The organism is Streptomyces flavovariabilis, assembly GCF_000725785.1.
Taxonomy (GTDB): Bacteria; Actinomycetota; Actinomycetes; order Streptomycetales; family Streptomycetaceae; genus Streptomyces; species Streptomyces hawaiiensis.
This window is the reverse complement of record NZ_JNXD01000019.1, coordinates 157,932-177,540: the sequence shown is the minus strand read 5'-3', so window position 1 is coordinate 177,540 and position 19,609 is coordinate 157,932. Positions and strand designations below refer to the sequence as shown.

Here is a 19,609-nt window from a genome sequence, read left to right as displayed (position 1 = left end):
CGCGTGATCATCGACTTCGTCATGAACCACACCAGCGACCAGCACCCGTGGTTCCAGGAGTCGCGCAAGGACCCCGACGGGCCCTACGGCGACTACTACGTGTGGGCCGACGACGACAAGCAGTTCCAGGACGCGCGGATCATCTTCGTCGACACCGAGGCCTCCAACTGGACCTACGACCCGGTCCGCAAGCAGTACTACTGGCATCGCTTCTTCTCGCACCAGCCGGACCTCAACTACGAGAACCCGGCCGTGCAGGAAGAGATGATCTCCGCCCTGAAGTTCTGGCTGGACCTGGGCATCGACGGGTTCCGGCTGGACGCGGTGCCGTACCTGTACCAGGAGGAGGGCACGAACTGGGAGGCCAACCAGTGGCCCGAGGACGTCGTCGACTACTTCGGCGACTACCCCAGCGGCGGCGACGAGTGCCACATGGCCTTCCACTTCCCGGTCATGCCACGCATCTTCATGGCCGTACGCCGCGAGTCCCGCTACCCGGTCTCCGAGATCCTGGCCAAGACCCCGGCCATCCCGTCGAACTGCCAGTGGGGCATCTTCCTGCGGACGAGCTGACGCTCGAGATGGTCACCGACGAAGAGCGCGACTACATGTGGGCCGAGTACGCCAAGGACCCCCGCATGCGCGCCAACATCGGCATCCGCCGCAGGCTCGCTCCCCTGCTGGACAACGACCGCAACCAGATCGAGCTGTTCACGGCCCTGCTGCTGTCGCTGCCGGGCTCGCCGATCCTGTACTACGGCGACGAGATCGGCATGGGCGACAACATCTGGCTCGGCGACCGCGACGCGGTCCGCACGCCGATGCAGTGGACGCCCGACCGCAACGCCGGGTTCTCCTCGTGCGACCCCGGGCGGCTGTTCCTGCCCACGATCATGGACCCGGTCTACGGCTACCAGGTCACCAGCGTCGAGGCGTCCATGGCCTCGCCGTCGTCGCTGCTGCACTGGACCCGCCGCATGATCGAGATCCGCAAGCAGAACCCGGCCTTCGGACTCGGCTCGTACACCGAGCTGCCGTCGACGAACCCGGCCGTGCTGGCGTTCCTGCGGGAGTACGAGGACGACCTGGTGCTGTGCGTGAACAACTTCTCGCGCTTCGCGCAGCCCACGGAGCTGGATCTGAGCGCTTTCGAGGGACGGCACCCGGTGGAGCTGTTCGGCGGGGTCCGCTTCCCGGCGATCGGCGAGCTGCCGTATCTGCTGACCCTCGGGGGCCACGGGTTCTACTGGTTCAGGCTCCGCAGGGAGACCATGTGAGGCCTGGAAAGGCCTGTTGAGGCCTGATCCGCGGGGCGGGCCTCAAACCCCGGCGGCGGGGCGTTTCCTCCGCCCCGCCCGGGGCACGCATCAGTAACACCCCCGCCCACCCGCGTGAGCCGGAAGGGGCGCCGTCCGGGGCCGGCCGCAGGCGCCGGAGGCGCACCACAAACGGGTGAAAGGACGCGACGCCATGTCGGAAGCCGTCACACGTACCGTCACCGCCCCGCCCGGCCTTCTCGCATCCCTGGATCCGCTGCTGCGGGAGTGGCTGCCGCGGCAGCGCTGGTTCGCGGGCAAGGGCCGGCCGGTCACCGGGTTCACGCTGGTCGAGGCCACCGAACTGCTCCCGGCCACGTCCAAGCTGGGCCTGTACCACCTGCTCGTCCGCGCCCATCAGCCCGTCGTGCCGTCCCACGGGGCGCCCGGCCACCCCGGTGACTGCTACCAGCTGCTGATAGGCGTGCGCGAGGCGCTGCCGCCTCGGCTGGCGCCCGCGCTGATCGGACACGTGCCGACGGGGCCACTGGCCGGCCGGACCGTCTACGACGCCCTGCACGACACCAGGCCCGCCGAGCTGCTCCTGGAGGCGCTGCGCACCCGGGCCCGCGTCGGCAGGCTCCGCTTCGAACGCGACCCGGGACAGGACATCCGCTCCGGACTGGTGCCGCGCGTGGTGACCGCCGAGCAGTCCAACTCGTCGGTCGTCTACGGAGATACGTTCATCCTGAAGCTGCTGCGCCGGATCGTGCCCGGGGTCAACCCCGATCTGGAGCTGCCGCTCTCGCTGGCCCGCGAGAGCTGCCCCCGGGTACCGGCGCCGACGGCGTGGATGGTCGCGGACATCCCCCCCACGGCCGACCCGGTCGTCTCGGCGGGCTCGGCGGACCTGGCCGGCCAGCCGTACGTCCTGGGGGTGCTGCAGCCGTTTCTGCAGGGCGCCTCCGACGGCTGGGAGCTGGCGCTGCGCGAGCTGGCCAAGGCCGAGGACTTCGGCGCCGAGGCGCGGGCGCTGGGGCGGGCCACCGCCGAGGTGCACACCGCGCTGGCCCGGGCGTTGCCGACCGTCACCCTCGGTCACATGCAGCTCCAGCTCATGGTCGACGGCATGATCGAGCGGCTGGACGCGGCCGTCCAGGCGGTGCCCGCGCTGCGGCCGTACGCCGGCGGGCTGCGGTCGGCGTTCACGGCGCTGGGCGATCTGGCCGCCGAGGGCCGCACCTGGACCGCGCAGCGGGTGCACGGCGATCTGCACCTCGGGCAGTGCCTGCGCTCGCCGTCCGGCGAGTGGTGGCTGATCGACTTCGAGGGTGAGCCGGCCCGGCCGCTGGCCGAGCGGCGCATGCCGCAGCCGGCCGTGCGGGACGTCGCCGGCATGCTGCGGTCCTTCGACTACGCGGCGCGCTCGGCCGACCCTCCCCAGCCGGACTGGGCCGAGACCTGCCGGGCCGCGTACTGCTCCGGCTACGCGGAGGCCTCCGGCCGCGACCCGCGCACCGACCCGGTGCTGCTGCGCGCCTACGAGACCGACAAGGCGATCTACGAGGTGGTGTACGAGGCCCGGCACCGCCCCGACTGGCTGCCGGTGCCCCTGGCCGCCATAGACCGGCTCGCCTCGACCGGCCACCTGACCTGACCGACCCACCCTCGCCCTGGAGGCTCCGCCCGTGACCCCCCGCCCTGAGTCCAGCGGTTCGCGTCCCAAGGGGACCGCCGGGGAGAAGATCCCCGAGCAGCCCACGGCCGCCCAGCAGAAGAGCGCCGCGAAGAAGACGGCGGTGCCCAAACAGGCAGCGGCGAAGAAGACGGCCCCCGCGAAGGCGACCGCCAAGAAGGCCGCCGCAGGCAAGACCACCGTCGGCAAGACCGTGGCCAAGAAGGCGGCGACGAAGAAGACGGCCGCCAGGAAGACGGCGGTCGAGCAACCCACGGCCGAGGCTGCGGTGAAGAAGACCGCCGCGAAGAAGACGGCCGCGAAGAAGACGGCCGCCAAGAAGGCCACGACGGTCAAGGCGACGGCTGCCAAGTCCGCTGCCACGAAGGGGACGGCCGCCAAGACCACCCCTACGAAGGCCGCGGCCGCGAAGACCACCAAGGCGACGACGGCGAAGTCCACGGCGGCGAAGCCTGCCGCGAAGAAGACCACCGCCGCGAAGGCCCCCGCCAGGAAGGCGACCGCCGCCAAGGACCCTGTGAAGAAGGCCGTGGCGGTCGCGAAGAAGGGTGCGGTCAAGAAGGCCCCGGCCCGGAAGGCCCCCGCCGGGAAGACCGCTGCCGCCCAGGCCGTCCCGCCGGAGATGGAGGTCGCCGTCTCGCCCGCCGTCGACGCGGTGGACCGGGACCGGCTGCTCGACGGAACCCACCACGCCCCGCACTCCGTGCTCGGCGCGCACCCCGTGCCCGGCGGCGTCGCCTTCCGGGCGTTCCGGCCGTACGCCCTGGCGGTGACCGTCGTCGCCGGGGAGCTGCGAGCCGAGCTGCACGACGACGGGGAGGGGTTCTTCTCCGGCCTGCTGCCACTGCGGGAGGTCCCGGCCTACCGGCTGGTCGTGGAGTACGAGGGGACGGTCCAGGAGACCGAGGACGCGTACCGCTTCCTGCCCACGCTGGGCGACCTCGACCTGCACCTGATCGGCGAGGGCCGGCACGAGGAGCTGTGGACGGCGCTGGGTGCGCACCCGATGACCCACGAGGGCGTGACCGGCACCCGGTTCGCGGTGTGGGCTCCGAACGCGCGCGGTGTACGCGTGGCCGGCACCTTCAACTTCTGGGACGGCACCGGGCACGTCATGCGGTCGCTGGGCTCGTCCGGGGTGTGGGAGCTGTTCCTGCCGGACGTCGGCGAGGGCGAGCTGTACAAGTTCGAGATCACCCGGCCCGACGGTTCGAAGACCATGCGCGCCGACCCGATGGCCCGCCGCACGGAGGTGCCGCCCGCGACGTCGTCGGTCATCACGTCCTCGGAGTACAAGTGGGGGGACGCCGAGTGGCTGGCCCGGCGGGCCGAGGCCCCGGCGCACGAGGCGCCGTTCTCGGTGTACGAGGTGCATCTGCCGTCCTGGCGACCGGGACTGACGTACCGCCAGTTGGCCGAGCAGCTCCCGGGGTACGTGCGGAACCTGGGCTTCACGCACGTCGAGCTGATGCCGGTCGCGGAGCATCCGTTCGGCGGCTCCTGGGGTTATCAGGTGACGGGCTTCTACGCGCCGACGGCCCGCCTGGGGACGCCCGACGACTTCCGGTACCTGGTCGACGCGCTGCACCAGGCCGGTATCGGCGTCCTCATGGACTGGGTGCCGGCGCACTTCCCGCGTGACGACTGGGCGCTGGCCGAGTTCGACGGCAGGCCCCTGTACGAGCACGAGGATCCGCTGCGGGCCGCGCACCCCGACTGGGGCACGCTGGAGTTCGACTTCGGGCGCAACGAGGTGCGCAACTTCCTCGTCGCGAACGCCGTGTACTGGTGCGAGGAGTTCCACATCGACGGCCTGCGGGTGGACGCGGTCGCCTCGATGCTCTACCTGGACTACTCGCGTGAGCCGGGCCAGTGGACACCCAACGAGCACGGCGGCCGGGAGAACCTGGACGCGGTGGCGTTCCTCCAGGAGATGAACGCGACGGTCTACCGCAGGGTGCCCGGCGTGGTGACGGTCGCCGAGGAGTCCACCGCCTGGGACGGCGTCACCCGCGCCACCCACCACAAGGGCCCGAGCGGCTTCGGCGGGCTCGGGTTCGGGCTGAAGTGGAACATGGGCTGGATGCACGACACGTTGCAGTACATGAGCCACGAGCCGGTGCACCGCAAGTACCACCACCACGAGATGACGTTCTCGATGGTGTACGCGTACAGCGAGAACTACGTCCTGCCGATCTCCCACGACGAGGTCGTGCACGGCAAGGGCTCCCTGGTGTCGAAGATGCCGGGCGACTGGTGGCAGCAGCGCGCCGGGATCCGGTCCTACCTCGGCTTCATGTGGGCCCACCCGGGCAAGCAGCTGCTGTTCATGGGCCAGGAGTTCGCACAGGGCGCCGAGTGGTCCGAGGCGCACGGACCCGACTGGTGGCTGCTGGACCCGGGTTACGGGGCCGAGCCCGACCACCGGGGCGTGCGCGACCTGGTCCGTGACCTGAACACCGTCTACCGCGCGACCCCGGCGCTGTGGCGCCTCGACACGGACCCGGCAGGTTTCGAGTGGATCGTCGGGGACGCCGCCGACGACAACGTCCTCGCGTTCCTGCGGCTGGACCCGGAGGGCGTCCCGGTGCTGGCGGTGTCCAACTTCGCGCCGGTCCCCCGCCCGGACTACCGCCTGGGCGTCCCCGAGGACGTGCCCGCCTGGCACGAGGCCGTCAACACCGACGCGGCCCGCTACGGCGGCAGCGACGTCACCAACCCCGACCCGGTCAAACCCGAACCCACCCCCTGGCACGGCCGCCCGGCGAGCATCCAGCTGACCTTGCCCCCGCTGGCGACGGTGTGGCTGCGGCCGGCGTAGCGGGCCTGAGCCGCCTGTGACACGGCTGTGACCGGAGGAGTGGCTTCCGTCACGGCCCGTCCGGTCCGGCCCTGGTGGGGTGGCCGCATGGATGCCACCTCGCAGGGCCGGCCGTGCTGATGGGCTTCGGAGTCGCGATGGCCTGTGCCGTCGGCGCGCTCGTGGCCGGGGTGGGGGTCGTCGCGATGGCGCTTCCCGGCCGGCCCGAGCCGTGGCCGGTGCATCTGATGCGCCGTGCGGCGGCGACGGCCGCGTGGGCGGCCGCGGCCGTGTACTCGCTGGGGTTCTTCGCCGTCCTGGCATCGGAGTCGGCCTTCAACGACGGAGCGAACTCGGTCCCGGCCCCGGCCTGCCGCGACGGCTTCGACGCGGCCACGATCGAGGGCCTGAGCCACCACCGGTCCTCGTACCTTCCGCTCCGCTTCGACTGCGTCCGCGACGACGGCTCCCACTACTCCAGTGACTCCGGCTACGGGTGGATGAACGGCGCGAGCGCCTCGCTCGCCCTGTCCGCCGCCCTGCTCGCCATCGGCGCGGGCTACGCGACCGAGCTGCGCACCCGGAAGGCGGCCGTGACATCGTGACGCTGCTTACCGTCTTCGCCGGGCTGGTGGTCGGCTGGGTCGCGCTGTGCGGGCTGCTGGCCCATCCGCTGCTGCCGCTGTGGGTGAAGACCTCGGTCTTCTGGTCCGTGCCGCTCACCGCCCTCACCTGGGTGTTCATCATGGTGGCGGACGAGCCCGTCCTGTTCCCGGAGACCGCTCCCTGCCCCAGGGAGCCGTATCAGGAGGGCGTCATCGGGAACGGAAGGGTGTCGGGAGTCTCGACCGCGTTTCCGCCGCGGGCCTACTGCGAGTGGGAGGACGGCACGGTCTACGAGCTCACGCCCGGCGCCGAGTTCCTGTTCTGGGTGTTCTTCGCCATGACGGTCGTACCGCTCGCGACCGGACTGTGGCACGCCCTGCGGGATCCGAAGGCGCTCTTGCGGTAGACGGGCCCCGCACCCGGCCGGCGGGGCGGGTACGGGGCCGCGCTGCTACCCGAAGGCCTCCGTCAGGGCCTTCGGCAGTTCCCCGGTGTGCAGCACGCCCAGCCGCTGGGTGGCCCGGGTCAGCGCCACGTACAGGTCGCTGGTGCCGTACCGGCCGGGTTCGACCACGAGGACGGAGTCGAACTCCAGGCCCTTGGCCTGGCGCGGGTCGAGCAGGACCACCGTCTGCGTGAGGTCGGGTTCGGCGCCCGCCGTGACGCCGTCCAGCCGGGCCGCGAGGGAGCGGTGCAGGTCGCGCGGCGCGATCACCGCGAGCCTGCCTTCGGCCGGGGTGAGCTCCCCGACCGCCTTGGCCACAGCGCCCGGAAGGTCGTCGGTGGCACGCGCCCAGGGGCGTACGCCCGTGGACCGGACCGAGCTGGGCGGCTCGAACTCCGGGTTCTCGGCGCGGACCACGGCCGCCGCGACGTCCATGATCTCGGCCGGGGTGCGGTAGTTGACGCCCAGCCGGGTGTGCTCCCAGCGGTCCTCGACGTACGGGGAGAGGATGCCCGACCAGGAGCCGACCCCGGCCGCCTCCGCGGTCTGCGCCGGGTCGCCGACCAGGGTCATCGAGCGGGTGGGGCTGCGCCGCATCAGCAGCCGCCACGCCATCGGCGACAGCTCCTGCGCCTCGTCGACGATGATGTGCCCGAACGCCCAGGTGCGGTCGGCGGCCGCGCGCTCGGCGGCGCTGCGGTGGTCGTCCTCCTCGTGCCGCTCGGCGAACCGCTCGGCGTCGATGATGTCGTGCGCGGACAGCACCTCGGAGCTCTCGGGGTCGTCCTCCTCCTTGTCCTCGAACTCGTAGGTCCGGGACGCGTACGACACGTCCAGCACGCCCTGGGCGTAGGCGATCTGCCGCTCCCGTTCACGCTCGGCGCGCTCGCGGGCGAGCCGGTCGTCGTCGCCGAGGAGTTCGGCGGCCTCGTCGAGCAGCGGCACGTCCGCGACCGTCCAGCGCCGGGTCACGGGGCGGCGTACGGCGTCGGCGTCCTCGGCGGGGAGGAACTCCTCCGGCGCGGCGAGGAAGTCCGCGACGAGCCGCTGCGGGGTCAGCAGCGGCCACAACTGCTCGATGGCCGACCAGACTTCGGGGTTCTCGGCGAGGTCGTCGCGGATCTGGGTGATGTCGCTGGGGTCGAGCAGGCTGGACCCGTCGAAGGGGTCGGTGCCGATCCGCTCGGCGTACAGGTCGGTCAGGGCGTTGAGGATGTGACCCTCGAAGTGCTCGCGGGCGGCGTTGTGCGGCAGCTTGGCGGCACGGGCGCGTTCGCGGGCGACGTTGACCAGGCCGTCGTCGAGCATGAGGACCTCGCGGTCGTGCTCGATGGCGATCACCGGGTCGGGCAGGCCCTGCCGGCTGCGCACGACCTCGGCGAGCACCTCGGCCATGTCCGCACGGCCCTTGACGGCGGCGGCCCCGGGCGGGTCGGTCGCGGTCGCCTTCACTCCGGGGAACAGCTCGCCCACGGTCGCGAGGAGCACTCCCGTCTCGCCGAGGGAGGGCAGCACCTCGCCGATGTAGCCGAGGAACGCCGGGTTGGGCCCGACGATCAGCACGGCCCGCTTGGCGAGCAGTTCCCGGTGCTCGTAGAGCAGGTAGGCGGCGCGGTGCAGGGCGACGGCCGTCTTGCCGGTGCCCGGGCCGCCCTCCACCACCATGACGCCGCGGTGGGGGGCGCGGATGATGCGGTCCTGGTCGGCCTGGATGGTCTGCACGATGTCGCTCATGCGGCCGGTGCGCGCGGAGTTGAGGGCGGCGAGCAGTACGGCGTCGCCGGTGGGGTCCTCGTGGCCGGTGCGGGTCTGGTCGCCGAGGTCGAGGATCTCGTCGTGCAGGTGGGTGACCTCGCGGCCGTCGGTGGCGATGTGCCGCCGGCGCCTGAGGCCCATCGGGGTGTGGCCGGTGGCCAGGTAGAAGGGGCGGGCGACATCGGCGCGCCAGTCGATCAGGACGGGGGTGCGCTCGGCGTCGTCCTCGCGCAGGCCGATGCGGCCGATGCGGTGGGTGACGCCCGAGGTGAGGTCGATCCGGCCGAAGCACAGGGAGCCGTCCACCGCGTTCAGCGCGGCGAGCAGCCCGGAGCGCTCGGCCACGAGGATGTCCCGCTCCAGTCTGGCCTGCATGGGGGTGTCGCCCTGCGCGAGCGCGTCCGTGACAGAGGTCTCGGCGTCGCCGCGCAGCGCGTCCACACGCGCGTACAACCCGTCGATGAATTCCTGTTCCTGTCGCAATTCATCGTCCGGAAATTCGGTGTTTGACAATTCCGCTCCCGCCCGGATATACTGTGCTCACTGAACTTCACTGTGACATCAATCGGTTTGAAGTCACGAACAGACAAATATACGCAAGGAAATCCCCCGAGCGCAATTGCTCGGGGGATTTCCTGTTCTCCGGGCGGGTCGCCCGGCGTCCGCGTCGTGGTCCCGGCCCGTGCGGCCGGCTCGCCGGTTCGCATGCCGTCGAACGTAGTCCTTGACGCCGACGTCAAGGCAACAACGGCTTCCGCTCCACCGGGGAGGTCAGCACGATCGACGTCGTGGTGCGGCCCAACGCGGAGACCGCCTCCAGCACCTCCTCCAGGTGGACGGTGTCCCGGACGGCGGCCCTGAGGATCCAGCAGTCCTCCCCGACCACGTGGTGCACCTCGGTGATCTCGGGCCGCTCGATCAGCTCCAGGGTCCTGGGGTGCTTGAGGTTGTAGCCGCCGTGCGGGTCGACGCGGATGAACGCCTGGATGCCGTAGCCGAGCCGGGCCGGCACGACGTGGGCGCCGTAGCCGCTGATCACTCCCGCCGCCTCCAATCGCCGCACCCGCTCGGTGACCGCCGCCGGGCTGAGCCGGACCCGGCGGCCCAGCTCGCTGAGCTTGATCCGGCCGTCGGTCTGGAGCAGCTGGAGGATCTGCCGGTCCAGCGCGTCGAAGGCCACCGAGGTTTCGTCGGCGACGGTGCGCGGATGCCGTGGTTCTTTCGGCGTAGCGGCCTGAACTCCCATGGTTCCCCCTTCAAGGCGTGGATGTGCGCCAGGAGAATTATGGTCATGGAAAAGGCCCTGGAAGTCCTGGTCATCGGCGGGAACCGTTACGTCGGAAAGCGTCTGATCGCACGGCTGCTCGCCGGAGGGCACCGCGTCACCGTACTGAACCGGGGATCGTCCCCGCCGCCCGCCGGCGTGGAGCACGTGGTCGCCGACCGGGACGACGAACGGTCCCTGACGGGCGCGCTCGGCTCGCGCGTCTTCGACGTCGTCGTCGACCAGGTCTGCTACACACCCCGCCAGGCGGCACTCGCCCGCCGCGTCTTCTCCGGCCGCACCCGGCGCTATGTGATGACCTCCACGGTCGAGGTGTACGAGTACGAGGACTCCCCCGCCCTCGTGCGCGAGGAGGCCGTGGACCCGGCCACGGTCCCCGTCGACCTCGATCAGCCCTGGGACGACCCGGCGTTCCTGGAGGCCCACTACGGGGAGGGCAAGCGGCAGGCCGAGGCGGTCCTCGCGGCCGACGGCCCGGCGTTCCCGTACACGGCGGTGCGGGTCGCCCATGTGCTGGGCGGGGACGACGACTTCACCGGGCGGCTGGCCCACTACGCCGAGCGGATCCGCACCGGTGAGCCGATCGCGGTGCCGGTGGTGAACCGGCCCGCCACCTACGTCCACGTCGAGGAGATCGCCCGGTTCCTGGCCTGGGCGGCCGGCGAGGACTTCACCGGGCCGGTGAACGCCGCCTCCCACGGGACGCTGACCACCGAGGAGTTGTGCGAGGCGGTGTCCGCGCACACCCCGGGCGGCCGGGCCGTGTTCCGGTCCGTCGAGGTCGGCGAGGTCTCGCCGTTCGCCTTCCGCCGTGCCTACGGCATGGACAACGCCCGGGCCGCCCGGCTCGGCTTCACCTTCACCGACGCCCGGCAGTGGCTGCCGCGTGCCGTCGCCGAGACGCTCGGGAAGGGCGACTGACATGCGGTACAGGACACTTGGCGAACTGCGGGTGAGCGCGGTCGGGCTCGGCGCGATGCCGTTGTCCATCGAGGGCCGCCCGGACGAGGAGCGCGCGCTGGCCACCGTGCATGCCGCGCTCGACGCGGGCGTGACCCTCCTGGACACGGCCGACTCGTACCATCTGCCGGGCGCGGAGCCCGGCCACAACGAGCGGCTGGTGGCCCGCGCGCTGGCCACGTACGGCGGCGACACCTCCGGCGTGCTGGTGGCGACGAAGGGCGGACGCGGCCGCCCGGCGGGCGGCGACTGGACGGTCGACGGCTCCCCCCGCCACCTCAAGGCCGCCGCCGAGGCGTCGTGCAAGCGGCTGGGAGCGGAGGCGATCGGCCTCTACCAACTCCACAAGCCGGACCCCGAAGTGCCCTTCGAGGAGTCGGCAGGCGCGCTGCGCGAGCTGCTCGACGCGGGCACGATCCGGCTGGCAGGTCTGTCCAACGTGGACGCGGACCAGATCCGCCGGGGGCGCGAGATCCTCGGCGACCGGCTGGTGTCGGTGCAGAACCGGTACTCCCCCGCCGTCCGGGACAGCGAGCCGGAGCTGCGGCTGTGCGCGGAACTGGGCCTGGCGTTCCTGCCGTGGAGCCCGCTGGGCGGGCTGGCCCGCAGCTCCCTGGACGGGCCGTCGCGCACGGAGGGAGCAGACCGCTTCGGCGCCTTCCACGCGGTGGCGGCGGAGCGCGGCGTCAGTCCCCAACAGGTCGGGCTGGCCTGGCTGCTGGCCCGGTCCCCGGCGGTCGTCCCGATTCCGGGGGCGAGCCGTCCGGAGACGGCCGGGGACTCGGCGGCCGCGGCGGACCTGCTGCTCACGACGGAGGAAAGGGCCCGGCTGGACGAGGCGGCCGGGCCGGATCGGGCGTAGGGCCGGTCACGCGCTTCGGCGGCGGGCACCGCTCTCGCCCGGCGCCTCAACGGGCCCCGGCGGACTCCGGTTCCCTGCCCTCCCCGGCCGGCTCGTCCACGGTCTTCCCCCTGCCGGGCAGCAGCAGCGCCACCACCACCGTGCCGACGCCCAGGACCACGGCCCCGATCAGGCTGGTGTGCGCGACCGCGTCGGAGAACGAGGAGCCCACCGCGTCGGCCATCTGCCGAGCCCCGCGCCCGAGCTGCCCGGCCTGCGCCCGCAGCCGCTCCGCCTGCTGCGGGTCGCTCGTGTGCGCCGCCTGCTCCGCCAGTTGCCGTGCCTTGTCACCGATGCCCTGGGCGACGGCGTAGCCGGCACCGACGGAGTCCCGGGCCGTGGACAGGGAGTCGGCGGGGAGCTTGCTGCCGGCCGTCGCGTCCGAGAGGTGGCCGGAGTACGACGTCGCCAGCAGCGAGCCGAGGATGGCGATGCCCAGCGAACCGCCGAGCTCCAGCGAGGTGTCGTTCACCGCGCCGCCGACGCCCAGCTCGGAGTCCGGGAACGCCCCCATGATGGCGTCCGTGCACGGCGAGAGCGCCAGACCGATCGCGAGGCCGAGGACGACCAGCGGTGCGACGAAGTCGCCGTACGACGATCCGGCGTCGACCTGACCGAGCAGTGCCAGCGCCGCCGTGCCACCGGCCATCCCGGCCGTGACAGTCCACTTCATGCCGACCCGGGGCGTGAGGTAGCCGGTGAGGGCCGAGCCCACGAACACCGCACCCGCCAGCGGCAGCATCCGCAGACCCGTGTCCAGGGCGTCGTAGCCGAGGACGAACTGGAGGTGCTGCGTCAGGTAGTAGAAGGCCCCGAAGACGGCCAGGAAGAACAGGGCGACGGCGAGGTTGGAGCCCGCGAAACCACGGTTCGTGAAGCGGCGGACGTCGAGGAGCGGGCGCGGGTGACGCAGCTCCCACAGGACGAAGGCGACGAGCCCGGCTCCGGCGACGACCGCCGCCGTGAGGGCCCTGACGCCCCAGCCGAAGTGCGGCCCTTCGATGATCATGTAGACCAGCGCGGCGATCCACACCACCGACAGCAGTCCGCCGCCGTAGTCGATGCGGCCGCGGTCCGCGGCCTTGGACGGCGGTACGAGAACGAAGGCGCCGACGACGGCCAGGGCCGCGATCGGCACGTTGATGAGGAACGTCGACGACCAGCCGTGGTTCTCCAGCAGCGCCCCGGCGACCAGCGGCCCGGCCGCGATGGCGAGACCGGCCGTGGCGGTCCACAGGGTGATGGCCTTGGCGCGCTCCGCACGCGGGAAGGTCGCGGCGAGCAGAGACAGCGTGGCGGGCATGATCATCGCCGCGCCCGCGCCCATCACGGCACGGGCCGCTATGACCGTCGTGGAGCTCCCGGCGAAGAAACCGAAGACGGAACCGCCCCCGAACACCACCAGCCCCAGCACCAGCGCGCCCCGGCGGCTGTACTTGTCGCCTGTCGCACCCAGCAGCAGCATCAGCGCGGCGTACGGGACGGTGTAGCCGTCGATCACCCACTGGAGGTCGGCGCTGGTCAGACCGAGGTCCTCGGTCATGGCGGGCGCGGCGACGGTGAGGGCGGTGTTCGCCATCACGATGATCAGCAGGCTCAGGCAGAGCACGAGGAGCGCCCACCAGCGGCGCGCGTACGGGCGGTCCATACCCTCGGCCGGTTCGGTCGTGACGAGTCGCATGGCGGGGGTTGCCTTCCTCACGGATTTGCACAGGGGTGTGCATTTACACAACGCTGTGCAATCTACTCCGTTGCACAGCGCTGTGCAAATAGATGAGGGACGGGGCACAATGGCGTCCATGACCACGGGCAACACCACCCGCGCCGACGCCAACCGGCGCCGCATCCTCGACGTCGCCCTCGCCGAGCTGCTGCGCGACCCCGACGCGTCCATGGACCAGATCGCGCGGGCCGCGGGCGTCGTACGGCGGACGGTCTACGGGCACTTCCCGAGCCGTGAGGCGCTGATCAGCACACTCGTCGACGAGGCGGTGGAGGCCCTGTCGGGCGCGCACGCCGCGGGCCGTGCGGGCGTGCGGGACCCGGCTGAGGCGGTGGCGCGCTCGGTGCTGGCGGTGTGGGAGCTCGCCGACCGCTACCGGCTGCTGATCGCCCTCGCCCAGCGCACGGTCACCATGCAGGGCATCCGGGAGCGGCTCGCCCCGGTCCGAAAGGACGCCACCGGGGTGCTCCGGCGCGGCCTCGACCAGGGCGTCTTCACCTCACCGCTGCCCGCGCCGGCCCTGGCGTACGTGCAGGAGCAGATGCTGGTCGCGCTGATGGAGGCGGTGAACGACGGGCTCGTGGCAGCGCAAGAGGCGGGCCGCTGCGCCGCGGTCACCATCCTGACCGCGGCGGGCGTGCCCGCCTCGAAGGCCACCGAACTGGTGGCGAAGCTGAACTGCTGATGCGGTGGTACTGCTGACCGGGCGGCTGAGCGACGGGGGGACACCCAGCCGCCCGGAGTCTCGCGGGGGGCGGCGCGGCCGTCAGGCCTTCGCCAGTGCCTTCTCGCCGCCCTGCTCGGGCACCTCGGCGTGCTCCTCGGCCGGGCCGTCGTGGCCGTCGTCCAGCAGCGTCTTCTCGTCGAAGGGCAGCTGACCGGCGAGGACCTGGTCGACCCGCTCCTTGTCGATCTCCTTCGTCCAGGTACCGATCAGCACGGTGGCCACGGCGTTGCCGGCGAAGTTGGTCAGGGCGCGGGCCTCGCTCATGAAGCGGTCGATGCCGACGATGAGGCCGATGCCGTCCACCAGGGCCGGCTTGTGCGACTGCAGGCCACCGGCCAGGGTCGCGAGGCCGGCGCCGGTGACACCGGCGGCGCCCTTGGAGGCGACCAGCAGGAAGAGCAGCAGCGGGATCTGCTCGCCGAGGGACATCGGCGTGCCCATGGCGTCGGCGATGAAAAGCGAGGCCATGGTCATGTAGATCATGGTGCCGTCGAGGTTGAAGGAGTAGCCGGTCGGGACGGTGATGCCGACCACCGGCTTGCTGACGCCCAGGTGCTCCATCTTCGCGATGAGCCGCGGCAGCGCGGACTCGGAGGAGGAGGTGGACAGGATCAGCAGGAACTCGCGGCCCAGGTACTTGAACAGCGTGAGGATGTTCAGGCCGGAGATGACGCGCAGCAGGATGCCGAGCACGATGAAGACGAACAGGAAGCAGGTCGCGTAGAAGCCGAGCATCAGCACGGCGAGGCTCTTGAGCGCTTCCACGCCCGCGGAGCCCGTGACGGCGGCGATGGCGCCGAAGGCACCGATCGGGGCGGCCCACATCACCATGGCGAGGATGCGGAAGACGAGCCGCTGGATGTGCTCGATGCCGCGCAGGATCGGCTGACCGGCCGAGCCCATGCCCTGCAGGGCGAAGCCGGCGAGCAGGGCGATCAGCAGGGTCTGCAGGACCGACTCGTTGGTGAAGGCCGACACGATCGTGGTCGGGATGATGCCGAGCAGGAACTCCGTGGTGTTCTTGGCCTCGGAGTCGATCTGCGCGTGACCGGCGTCCTTGACGGCGTCGGTCACCGCGAGGCCGGTGCCCGGGTCCAGGATGTTGCCGACGACCAGGCCGATGCCCAGCGCGACCAGCGACATCACCGTGAAGTAGCCCAGGGCGATACCGCCGACGGCACCGACCTTGGCGGCCTTCCGTACCGAGCCGATGCCCAGCACGATCGTGCAGAAGATGATCGGCGAGATCATCATCTTGATCAGGGCCACGAAGCCCGTACCGATCGGCTTCAGCTCTTGCGCGAAGTCCGGTGCGGCCAGACCGACGGCGATACCGGCGGCGACCGCGATGATCACCGCGATGTAGAGATAGTGCGTGCGGTCCCGCTTGGCCTTGGGTGCGGCAGGTGCCGTATCGGCTGCGCTGGTCACGGCGGCCCTCCTTGACGACGTCGTCGGCATCACCGGCGTGCGGCTCACGTCCGGGGGAAGGGAGCGGGGCTCCCGGAGATGCGTTATGGGGAATGCCGTGACTATGTCCTGCTGTGTGAGCGCGGTCACCCTTCCGTTCATATAGTTCACAATCAGCCACGAGGCAGACTGACGACATGCGCTTCTCCGTACCGGGTCCCCGCAGTCTGGCGGGCCAGCTCTTCGCCATGCAGGCCGTACTGATCGCGGTCGTCGTGGCCGGATACGCGCTGTTCACCTACGTCAGCGACCGCAGCCAGGCCGAGGAGGCCGCGACACGCCAGGCCAGGGCGGTGGCGCGGTCCGTCGCCGACTCCCCCTCCGTGCTGGCGGCCGCCCGCACCCCCGACCCGACCGCCGAGCTCCAGCCGTACGCGCTGAAGGTGATGCGGGACACCGAGGTCGACTTCATCACGATCATGGATCCGCGGGGCACCCGCTGGACGCACCCCGATCCCCGGCAGATCGGCCAGACCTTCCAGGGGCACACCGAGCGGGCCCTGAAGGGCGAGACCTTCACCGAGACCTACACCGGCACGCTCGGCCCGTCCGTCCGCGCGGTCACCCCGATCCAGGACGGCCGCGAGGTGGTCGGCCTGGTCAGCGCGGGCATCCGGGTCGAGGAGATAACCCAGCGGGTCCAGGACCAGCTGACGGCCCTGCTCGGCGTCGCGGCCGGCGCGCTGGTGCTGGGAGCGGTCGGCACGTACGTCGTCAACGCCCGGCTGCGCCGCCACACCCACGGCATGAACGCCGCCGAGCTCAGCCGGATGCACGACTACCACCAGGCCGCCCTGCACGCCGTACGCGAGGGGCTGCTGATGCTGGACGGGCAGTACCGTGTGGCGCTGATCAACGACGGAGGGCGGGAGCTGCTCGGCGTGACCGGCGACGTGGTGGGCCGGTCGGTGGCGGAGCTCGGACTGCCCGCCCCGCTGACGGGCGCACTGCTGGCCTCCGAGCCGCGCGTCGACGAGGTGCATCTGACCGCGTCCCGGGTCCTGGTGATGAACACCTCGCCGGTGTCGGGCGGCGAGCGGCGCGGTACGGTCGTCACCCTGCGCGATGTCACCGAACTCCAGTCTCTGATGGGCGAGTTGGATTCCGAGCGGGGCTTCACACAGGCGCTGCGCTCGCAGGCGCACGAGGCGGCGAACCGGCTGCACACGGTGGTCTCGCTGATCGAGCTGGGCCGGGCGGAGGAAGCGGTGGAGTTCGCGACGGCCGAGCTGGAGCTGGCGCAGGCACTGACCGACCAGGTCGTGGCGGCGGTGAGCGAGCCGGTGCTGGCGGCACTGCTGCTGGGCAAGACGGCCCAGGCGAACGAGCGGGGCGTGGAGCTGATGGTGTCGGAGGACAGCAGCCTCGACGACGGCCTGCTGCCCGAGACCCTGCCGGCGCGGGACCTGGTGACCATCCTCGGCAACCTGATCGACAACGCCGTGGACGCGGCGCAGGGCAGTGTGCGGGCCCGGGTGACGGTGGCGGCGTACACCCGCAACGCCGGTGCCCCGGAGCTGGTGCTGCGGGTCTCGGACACGGGCCCGGGCGTGGACCCCGAACACGCCGAGGCGGTCTTCCAGCGGGGCTTCTCGACGAAGCCGGCGGGCCCGGGCGGCCGGGGCCTCGGGCTGGCGCTGGTACGGCAGGCGGCCCAGCGGCACGAGGGCTCCCTGACGGTGGCGGAGGCCGACGGGGGCGGGGCGGAGTTCGAGGTACGGCTGCCGCTCGGGGAGTCCGGGACGGCGGCCGCGGGCGTGCCCTCGGGGACCACGACGGCCACAGGCGCTGGAGGCGACGCATGACGAGCAGCGAGAAGGCCATCCGCGTCCTGGTGGTGGAGGACGACCCGGTCGCCGCCGACGCGCACGTGCTGTACGTCGGCCGGGTACCGGGGTTCGTGGCGGTGGGCAAGGCGCACTCGGGCGCGGAGGCCCGCCGGGCCCTGGACCGCACCCCGGTCGACCTGCTCCTGCTCGACCTGCACCTGCCGGACGTGCACGGGCTGCAACTGGCACGCTCCCTGCGGACGGCCGGTCATCACGCGGACGTGATCGCGGTGACGTCGGCCCGTGACCTGGCCGTCGTCCGTGAGGGCGTCTCGCTGGGGGTGGTGCAGTACGTGCTGAAGCCGTTCACCTTCGCGACCCTGCGCGACCGCCTCGTGCGCTACGCCGAGTTCCACGCGGCGGTCGGCGAGGCGAGCGGCCAGGACGAGGTGGACCGGGCGCTCGCGGCCCTGCGCGCGCCCGGCCCGGCCGCGCTGCCCAAGGGGCTGAGCGCGCCGACGCTGGAGCGGGTGACGGTGGCCCTGCGCGACAGCGCGGAGGGCCTGACGGCCGCCGGAGTCGCGGAGACCGTGGGCATCTCCCGCATCACGGCCCGCCGTTATCTGGAGCATCTGGTCGAGGCGGGCCGCGCGGCGCGCCGCCCGCAGTACGGCACGGTGGGGCGCCCGGAGTTGCAGTACCGCTGGGTCACGGCTCAGTGACGGTTCATCGGCCGCCGATCGAACCGCCGCACACGCATTGACCTGACTAGACCACTCAACTTACGTTCACGACGCAGCCGTCCCGGCCACAACGCAGTGCGCCCGTAGGAGGTCGTGCCCGTGCGCCCCACCGCCGCCCTCACACCCCTCGTCGCCCTGGTCCTCGCCTCGACCGCCCTCACCGCCTGCGGCGGGGGTTCCGGCAGCGACCCGGACACCGTGAAGGTCTCCTTCAAACAGTCCACGGACAACTCCGTCAAGGTGATGGACACCTATCTCGCGGACATCGGGAAGCAGTTCGAGAAGGCCCACCCCGGCAAGCAGGTCGAGCTCGTCCCGATCAAGGCCCCGGACTCGGAGTACTACACCAAGCTCCAGCAGATGCTCCGCTCCCCCAAGACCGCCCCCGACCTGGTCTACGAGGACACCTTCCTCATCAACTCGGACATCACCAGCGGCTATCTGAAGCCCCTCGACCCGTACCTCGCCAAGTGGCCGGACTGGAACCGGTTCATCGACACGGCGAAGGCGGCGGCCCGGGGCGAGGACGGCAAGACGTACGGCGTCCCCGACGGCACCGACACCCGCGGCCTGTGGTTCAACAAGGACATCTTCGCCAAGGCCGGCCTCCCCGCCGACTGGCGGCCGAAGACCTGGAACGACGTCCTCACCGCGGCCCGCACCATCAAGAAGAAGGTCCCCGACGTCATCCCGCTCAACGTCTACACCGGCAAACCGGTCGGCGAGGCGGCCACCATGCAGACCTTCGAGATGCTCCTCTACGGCACGGGCGACGGCAGCACGGACCCGCTCTACGACAAGAGCTCCAAGAAGTGGATCGCCGGCGGCAAGGGCTTCGAGGACGCCCTGTCCTTCGTCGAGACGGTGTACAAGGAGAAGCTCGGGCCCGACGTCTCGGACGCCCTGGACCCGAACGTCATGACCCGGGTCCGCGGCGAGTGGCTCCCGCAGGGCAAGCTCGCCATCGCCCTCGACGGCTCCTGGCTCCCCCAGGACTGGCTGCCCGGCAGCGGCCACGAGTGGCCCGAGTGGTCGACGACGCTGGGCCTGGCGGCCATGCCCACCCAGAACGGCCAGGCGCCCGGCAAGGTGAGCATGTCCGGCGGATGGACCTGGTCCATCCCGGCCAAGGCCGGAAACCCGGACCTGGCCTTCGAGTTCGTCAAGACGATGCAGACCAAGGCGAACGCGCAGAAGTGGTACGTCGCCAACTCGGGCATCGCGGTCCGCGAGGACGTCGCCGAGGACCCCGCGTACGTCGACGCCCAGCCCGGCATCAAGTTCTTCACCGATCTGGTGGCGACGACGCACTACCGCCCCGCCTACCCCGCCTACCCGCAGGTCTCCACGGCCATCCAGGAGGCGATGGAGGGCGTGACCACGGGCGACACGTCGGTGGCGGAGGCGACGAGCGCCTACACGGACGCGCTGAAGGACGCGACGGACAACCAGGTGGTCGAGCGGTGAGCGGGG

The 19,609-nt window shown here is 71.6% G+C and carries 14 protein-coding genes and 1 pseudogene; 11 read left to right on the top strand and 4 right to left on the bottom strand.

The annotated features are described in order from the left end of the window. The 5 genes and pseudogenes from IO24_RS41090 to IO24_RS0129475 all read left to right on the top strand — a co-directional run. A pseudogene (locus IO24_RS41090) lies at nucleotides 1-1,277 on the top strand (alpha-amylase family glycosyl hydrolase); the annotation flags it as partial. A gap of 193 nt (nucleotides 1,278-1,470) precedes the next feature. Then, on the top strand, nucleotides 1,471-2,913 hold the full coding sequence (locus tag IO24_RS0129495) for a maltokinase N-terminal cap-like domain-containing protein (protein WP_031140834.1): 1,443 nt from the start codon (nucleotides 1,471-1,473) through the stop codon (nucleotides 2,911-2,913). A gap of 31 nt (nucleotides 2,914-2,944) precedes the next feature. Further along, complete coding sequence (gene glgB / locus IO24_RS0129485) at nucleotides 2,945-5,773, top strand: 1,4-alpha-glucan branching enzyme (RefSeq protein WP_078899417.1); 2,829 nt, start codon at nucleotides 2,945-2,947, stop codon at nucleotides 5,771-5,773. 137 nt (nucleotides 5,774-5,910) lie between these two features. Beyond that, nucleotides 5,911-6,357: a hypothetical protein gene (locus tag IO24_RS0129480; protein ID WP_234335292.1), complete on the top strand. Its 447-nt coding sequence runs from the start codon at nucleotides 5,911-5,913 to the stop codon at nucleotides 6,355-6,357. Further along, the gene (locus tag IO24_RS0129475; protein ID WP_031140828.1) at nucleotides 6,354-6,764 is read left to right on the top strand and encodes a hypothetical protein; all 411 of its coding nucleotides are present in this window, start codon (nucleotides 6,354-6,356) and stop codon (nucleotides 6,762-6,764) included. Before IO24_RS0129480 ends, IO24_RS0129475 begins: the two co-directional genes overlap by 4 nt. Before the next feature lie 45 nt (nucleotides 6,765-6,809). Here the strand turns inward: IO24_RS0129475 and IO24_RS0129470 are convergent, their stop codons facing one another. Together IO24_RS0129470 and IO24_RS0129465 are read right to left on the bottom strand one after the other, a co-directional pair. Continuing rightward, entirely contained in the window at nucleotides 6,810-9,089 is a 2,280-nt protein-coding gene (locus tag IO24_RS0129470) for a HelD family protein (protein ID WP_078899415.1), read from the bottom strand. A 205-nt stretch (nucleotides 9,090-9,294) separates the two neighbouring features. Next, nucleotides 9,295-9,804 carry an Lrp/AsnC family transcriptional regulator gene (locus tag IO24_RS0129465; protein ID WP_031140825.1) on the bottom strand — a complete coding sequence of 170 codons (510 nt, stop codon included), beginning with the start codon at nucleotides 9,802-9,804 and terminating at the stop codon, nucleotides 9,295-9,297. Nucleotides 9,805-9,849: 45 nt separating this feature from the next. Between IO24_RS0129465 and IO24_RS0129460 the strand changes: the two genes are divergently transcribed. Both IO24_RS0129460 and IO24_RS0129455 read left to right on the top strand, forming a co-directional pair. Further along, on the top strand, nucleotides 9,850-10,764 hold the full coding sequence (locus IO24_RS0129460) for an NAD-dependent epimerase/dehydratase family protein (RefSeq protein ID WP_078899420.1): 915 nt from the start codon (nucleotides 9,850-9,852) through the stop codon (nucleotides 10,762-10,764). Between the two features lies 1 nt (nucleotide 10,765). Beyond that, nucleotides 10,766-11,665 carry an aldo/keto reductase gene (locus tag IO24_RS0129455; RefSeq protein WP_031140821.1) on the top strand — a complete coding sequence of 300 codons (900 nt, stop codon included), beginning with the start codon at nucleotides 10,766-10,768 and terminating at the stop codon, nucleotides 11,663-11,665. 46 nt (nucleotides 11,666-11,711) lie between these two features. Here the strand turns inward: IO24_RS0129455 and IO24_RS0129450 are convergent, their stop codons facing one another. After that, the gene (locus IO24_RS0129450; protein WP_031140819.1) at nucleotides 11,712-13,385 is read right to left on the bottom strand and encodes a DHA2 family efflux MFS transporter permease subunit; all 1,674 of its coding nucleotides are present in this window, start codon (nucleotides 13,383-13,385) and stop codon (nucleotides 11,712-11,714) included. A gap of 109 nt (nucleotides 13,386-13,494) precedes the next feature. Here IO24_RS0129450 and IO24_RS0129445 point away from each other — a divergent pair, with 109 nt between their 5' ends. Further along, nucleotides 13,495-14,112, top strand: a complete 618-nt coding sequence (locus tag IO24_RS0129445; RefSeq protein ID WP_031140817.1) for a TetR/AcrR family transcriptional regulator — start codon at nucleotides 13,495-13,497, stop codon at nucleotides 14,110-14,112. A gap of 81 nt (nucleotides 14,113-14,193) precedes the next feature. Here the strand turns inward: IO24_RS0129445 and IO24_RS0129440 are convergent, their stop codons facing one another. After that, complete coding sequence (locus IO24_RS0129440) at nucleotides 14,194-15,585, bottom strand: cation:dicarboxylate symporter family transporter (RefSeq protein WP_031140816.1); 1,392 nt, start codon at nucleotides 15,583-15,585, stop codon at nucleotides 14,194-14,196. Between the two features lie 176 nt (nucleotides 15,586-15,761). On the opposite strand from IO24_RS0129440, the gene IO24_RS0129435 reads away from it, so the two are divergent. The 3 genes from IO24_RS0129435 to IO24_RS0129425 all read left to right on the top strand — a co-directional run bounded on the left by IO24_RS0129435 (nucleotide 15,762) and on the right by IO24_RS0129425 (nucleotide 19,603). After that, nucleotides 15,762-17,429 (top strand): sensor histidine kinase, encoded by a 1,668-nt coding sequence (locus tag IO24_RS0129435; protein ID WP_031140814.1) that lies wholly within the window; start codon nucleotides 15,762-15,764, stop codon nucleotides 17,427-17,429. Further along, on the top strand, nucleotides 17,426-18,115 hold the full coding sequence (locus IO24_RS0129430) for a response regulator (RefSeq protein WP_031140812.1): 690 nt from the start codon (nucleotides 17,426-17,428) through the stop codon (nucleotides 18,113-18,115). Before IO24_RS0129435 ends, IO24_RS0129430 begins: the two co-directional genes overlap by 4 nt. Before the next feature lie 120 nt (nucleotides 18,116-18,235). Beyond that, the gene (locus tag IO24_RS0129425) at nucleotides 18,236-19,603 is read left to right on the top strand and encodes an extracellular solute-binding protein (RefSeq protein ID WP_031140809.1); all 1,368 of its coding nucleotides are present in this window, start codon (nucleotides 18,236-18,238) and stop codon (nucleotides 19,601-19,603) included. Nucleotides 19,604-19,609 lie beyond the last annotated feature (6 nt).

Excerpts from the sequence above, each read along its gene's own strand:
- IO24_RS0129495 (WP_031140834.1), top strand. The coding sequence starts at position 1,471 with ATGTCGGAAGCCGTCACACGTACCGTCACCGCCCCGCCCGGCCTTCTC.
- IO24_RS0129460 (WP_078899420.1), top strand. The coding sequence starts at position 9,850 with ATGGAAAAGGCCCTGGAAGTCCTGGTCATCGGCGGGAACCGTTACGTC.
- IO24_RS0129435 (WP_031140814.1), top strand. The coding sequence starts at position 15,762 with ATGCGCTTCTCCGTACCGGGTCCCCGCAGTCTGGCGGGCCAGCTCTTC.
- IO24_RS0129450 (WP_031140819.1), bottom strand. The coding sequence starts at position 13,385 with ATGCGACTCGTCACGACCGAACCGGCCGAGGGTATGGACCGCCCGTAC.
- IO24_RS0129430 (WP_031140812.1), top strand. The coding sequence starts at position 17,426 with ATGACGAGCAGCGAGAAGGCCATCCGCGTCCTGGTGGTGGAGGACGAC.
- IO24_RS0129465 (WP_031140825.1), bottom strand. The coding sequence starts at position 9,804 with ATGGGAGTTCAGGCCGCTACGCCGAAAGAACCACGGCATCCGCGCACC.
- IO24_RS0129480 (WP_234335292.1), top strand. The coding sequence starts at position 5,911 with ATGGCCTGTGCCGTCGGCGCGCTCGTGGCCGGGGTGGGGGTCGTCGCG.
- IO24_RS0129445 (WP_031140817.1), top strand. The coding sequence starts at position 13,495 with ATGGCGTCCATGACCACGGGCAACACCACCCGCGCCGACGCCAACCGG.
- IO24_RS0129455 (WP_031140821.1), top strand. The coding sequence starts at position 10,766 with ATGCGGTACAGGACACTTGGCGAACTGCGGGTGAGCGCGGTCGGGCTC.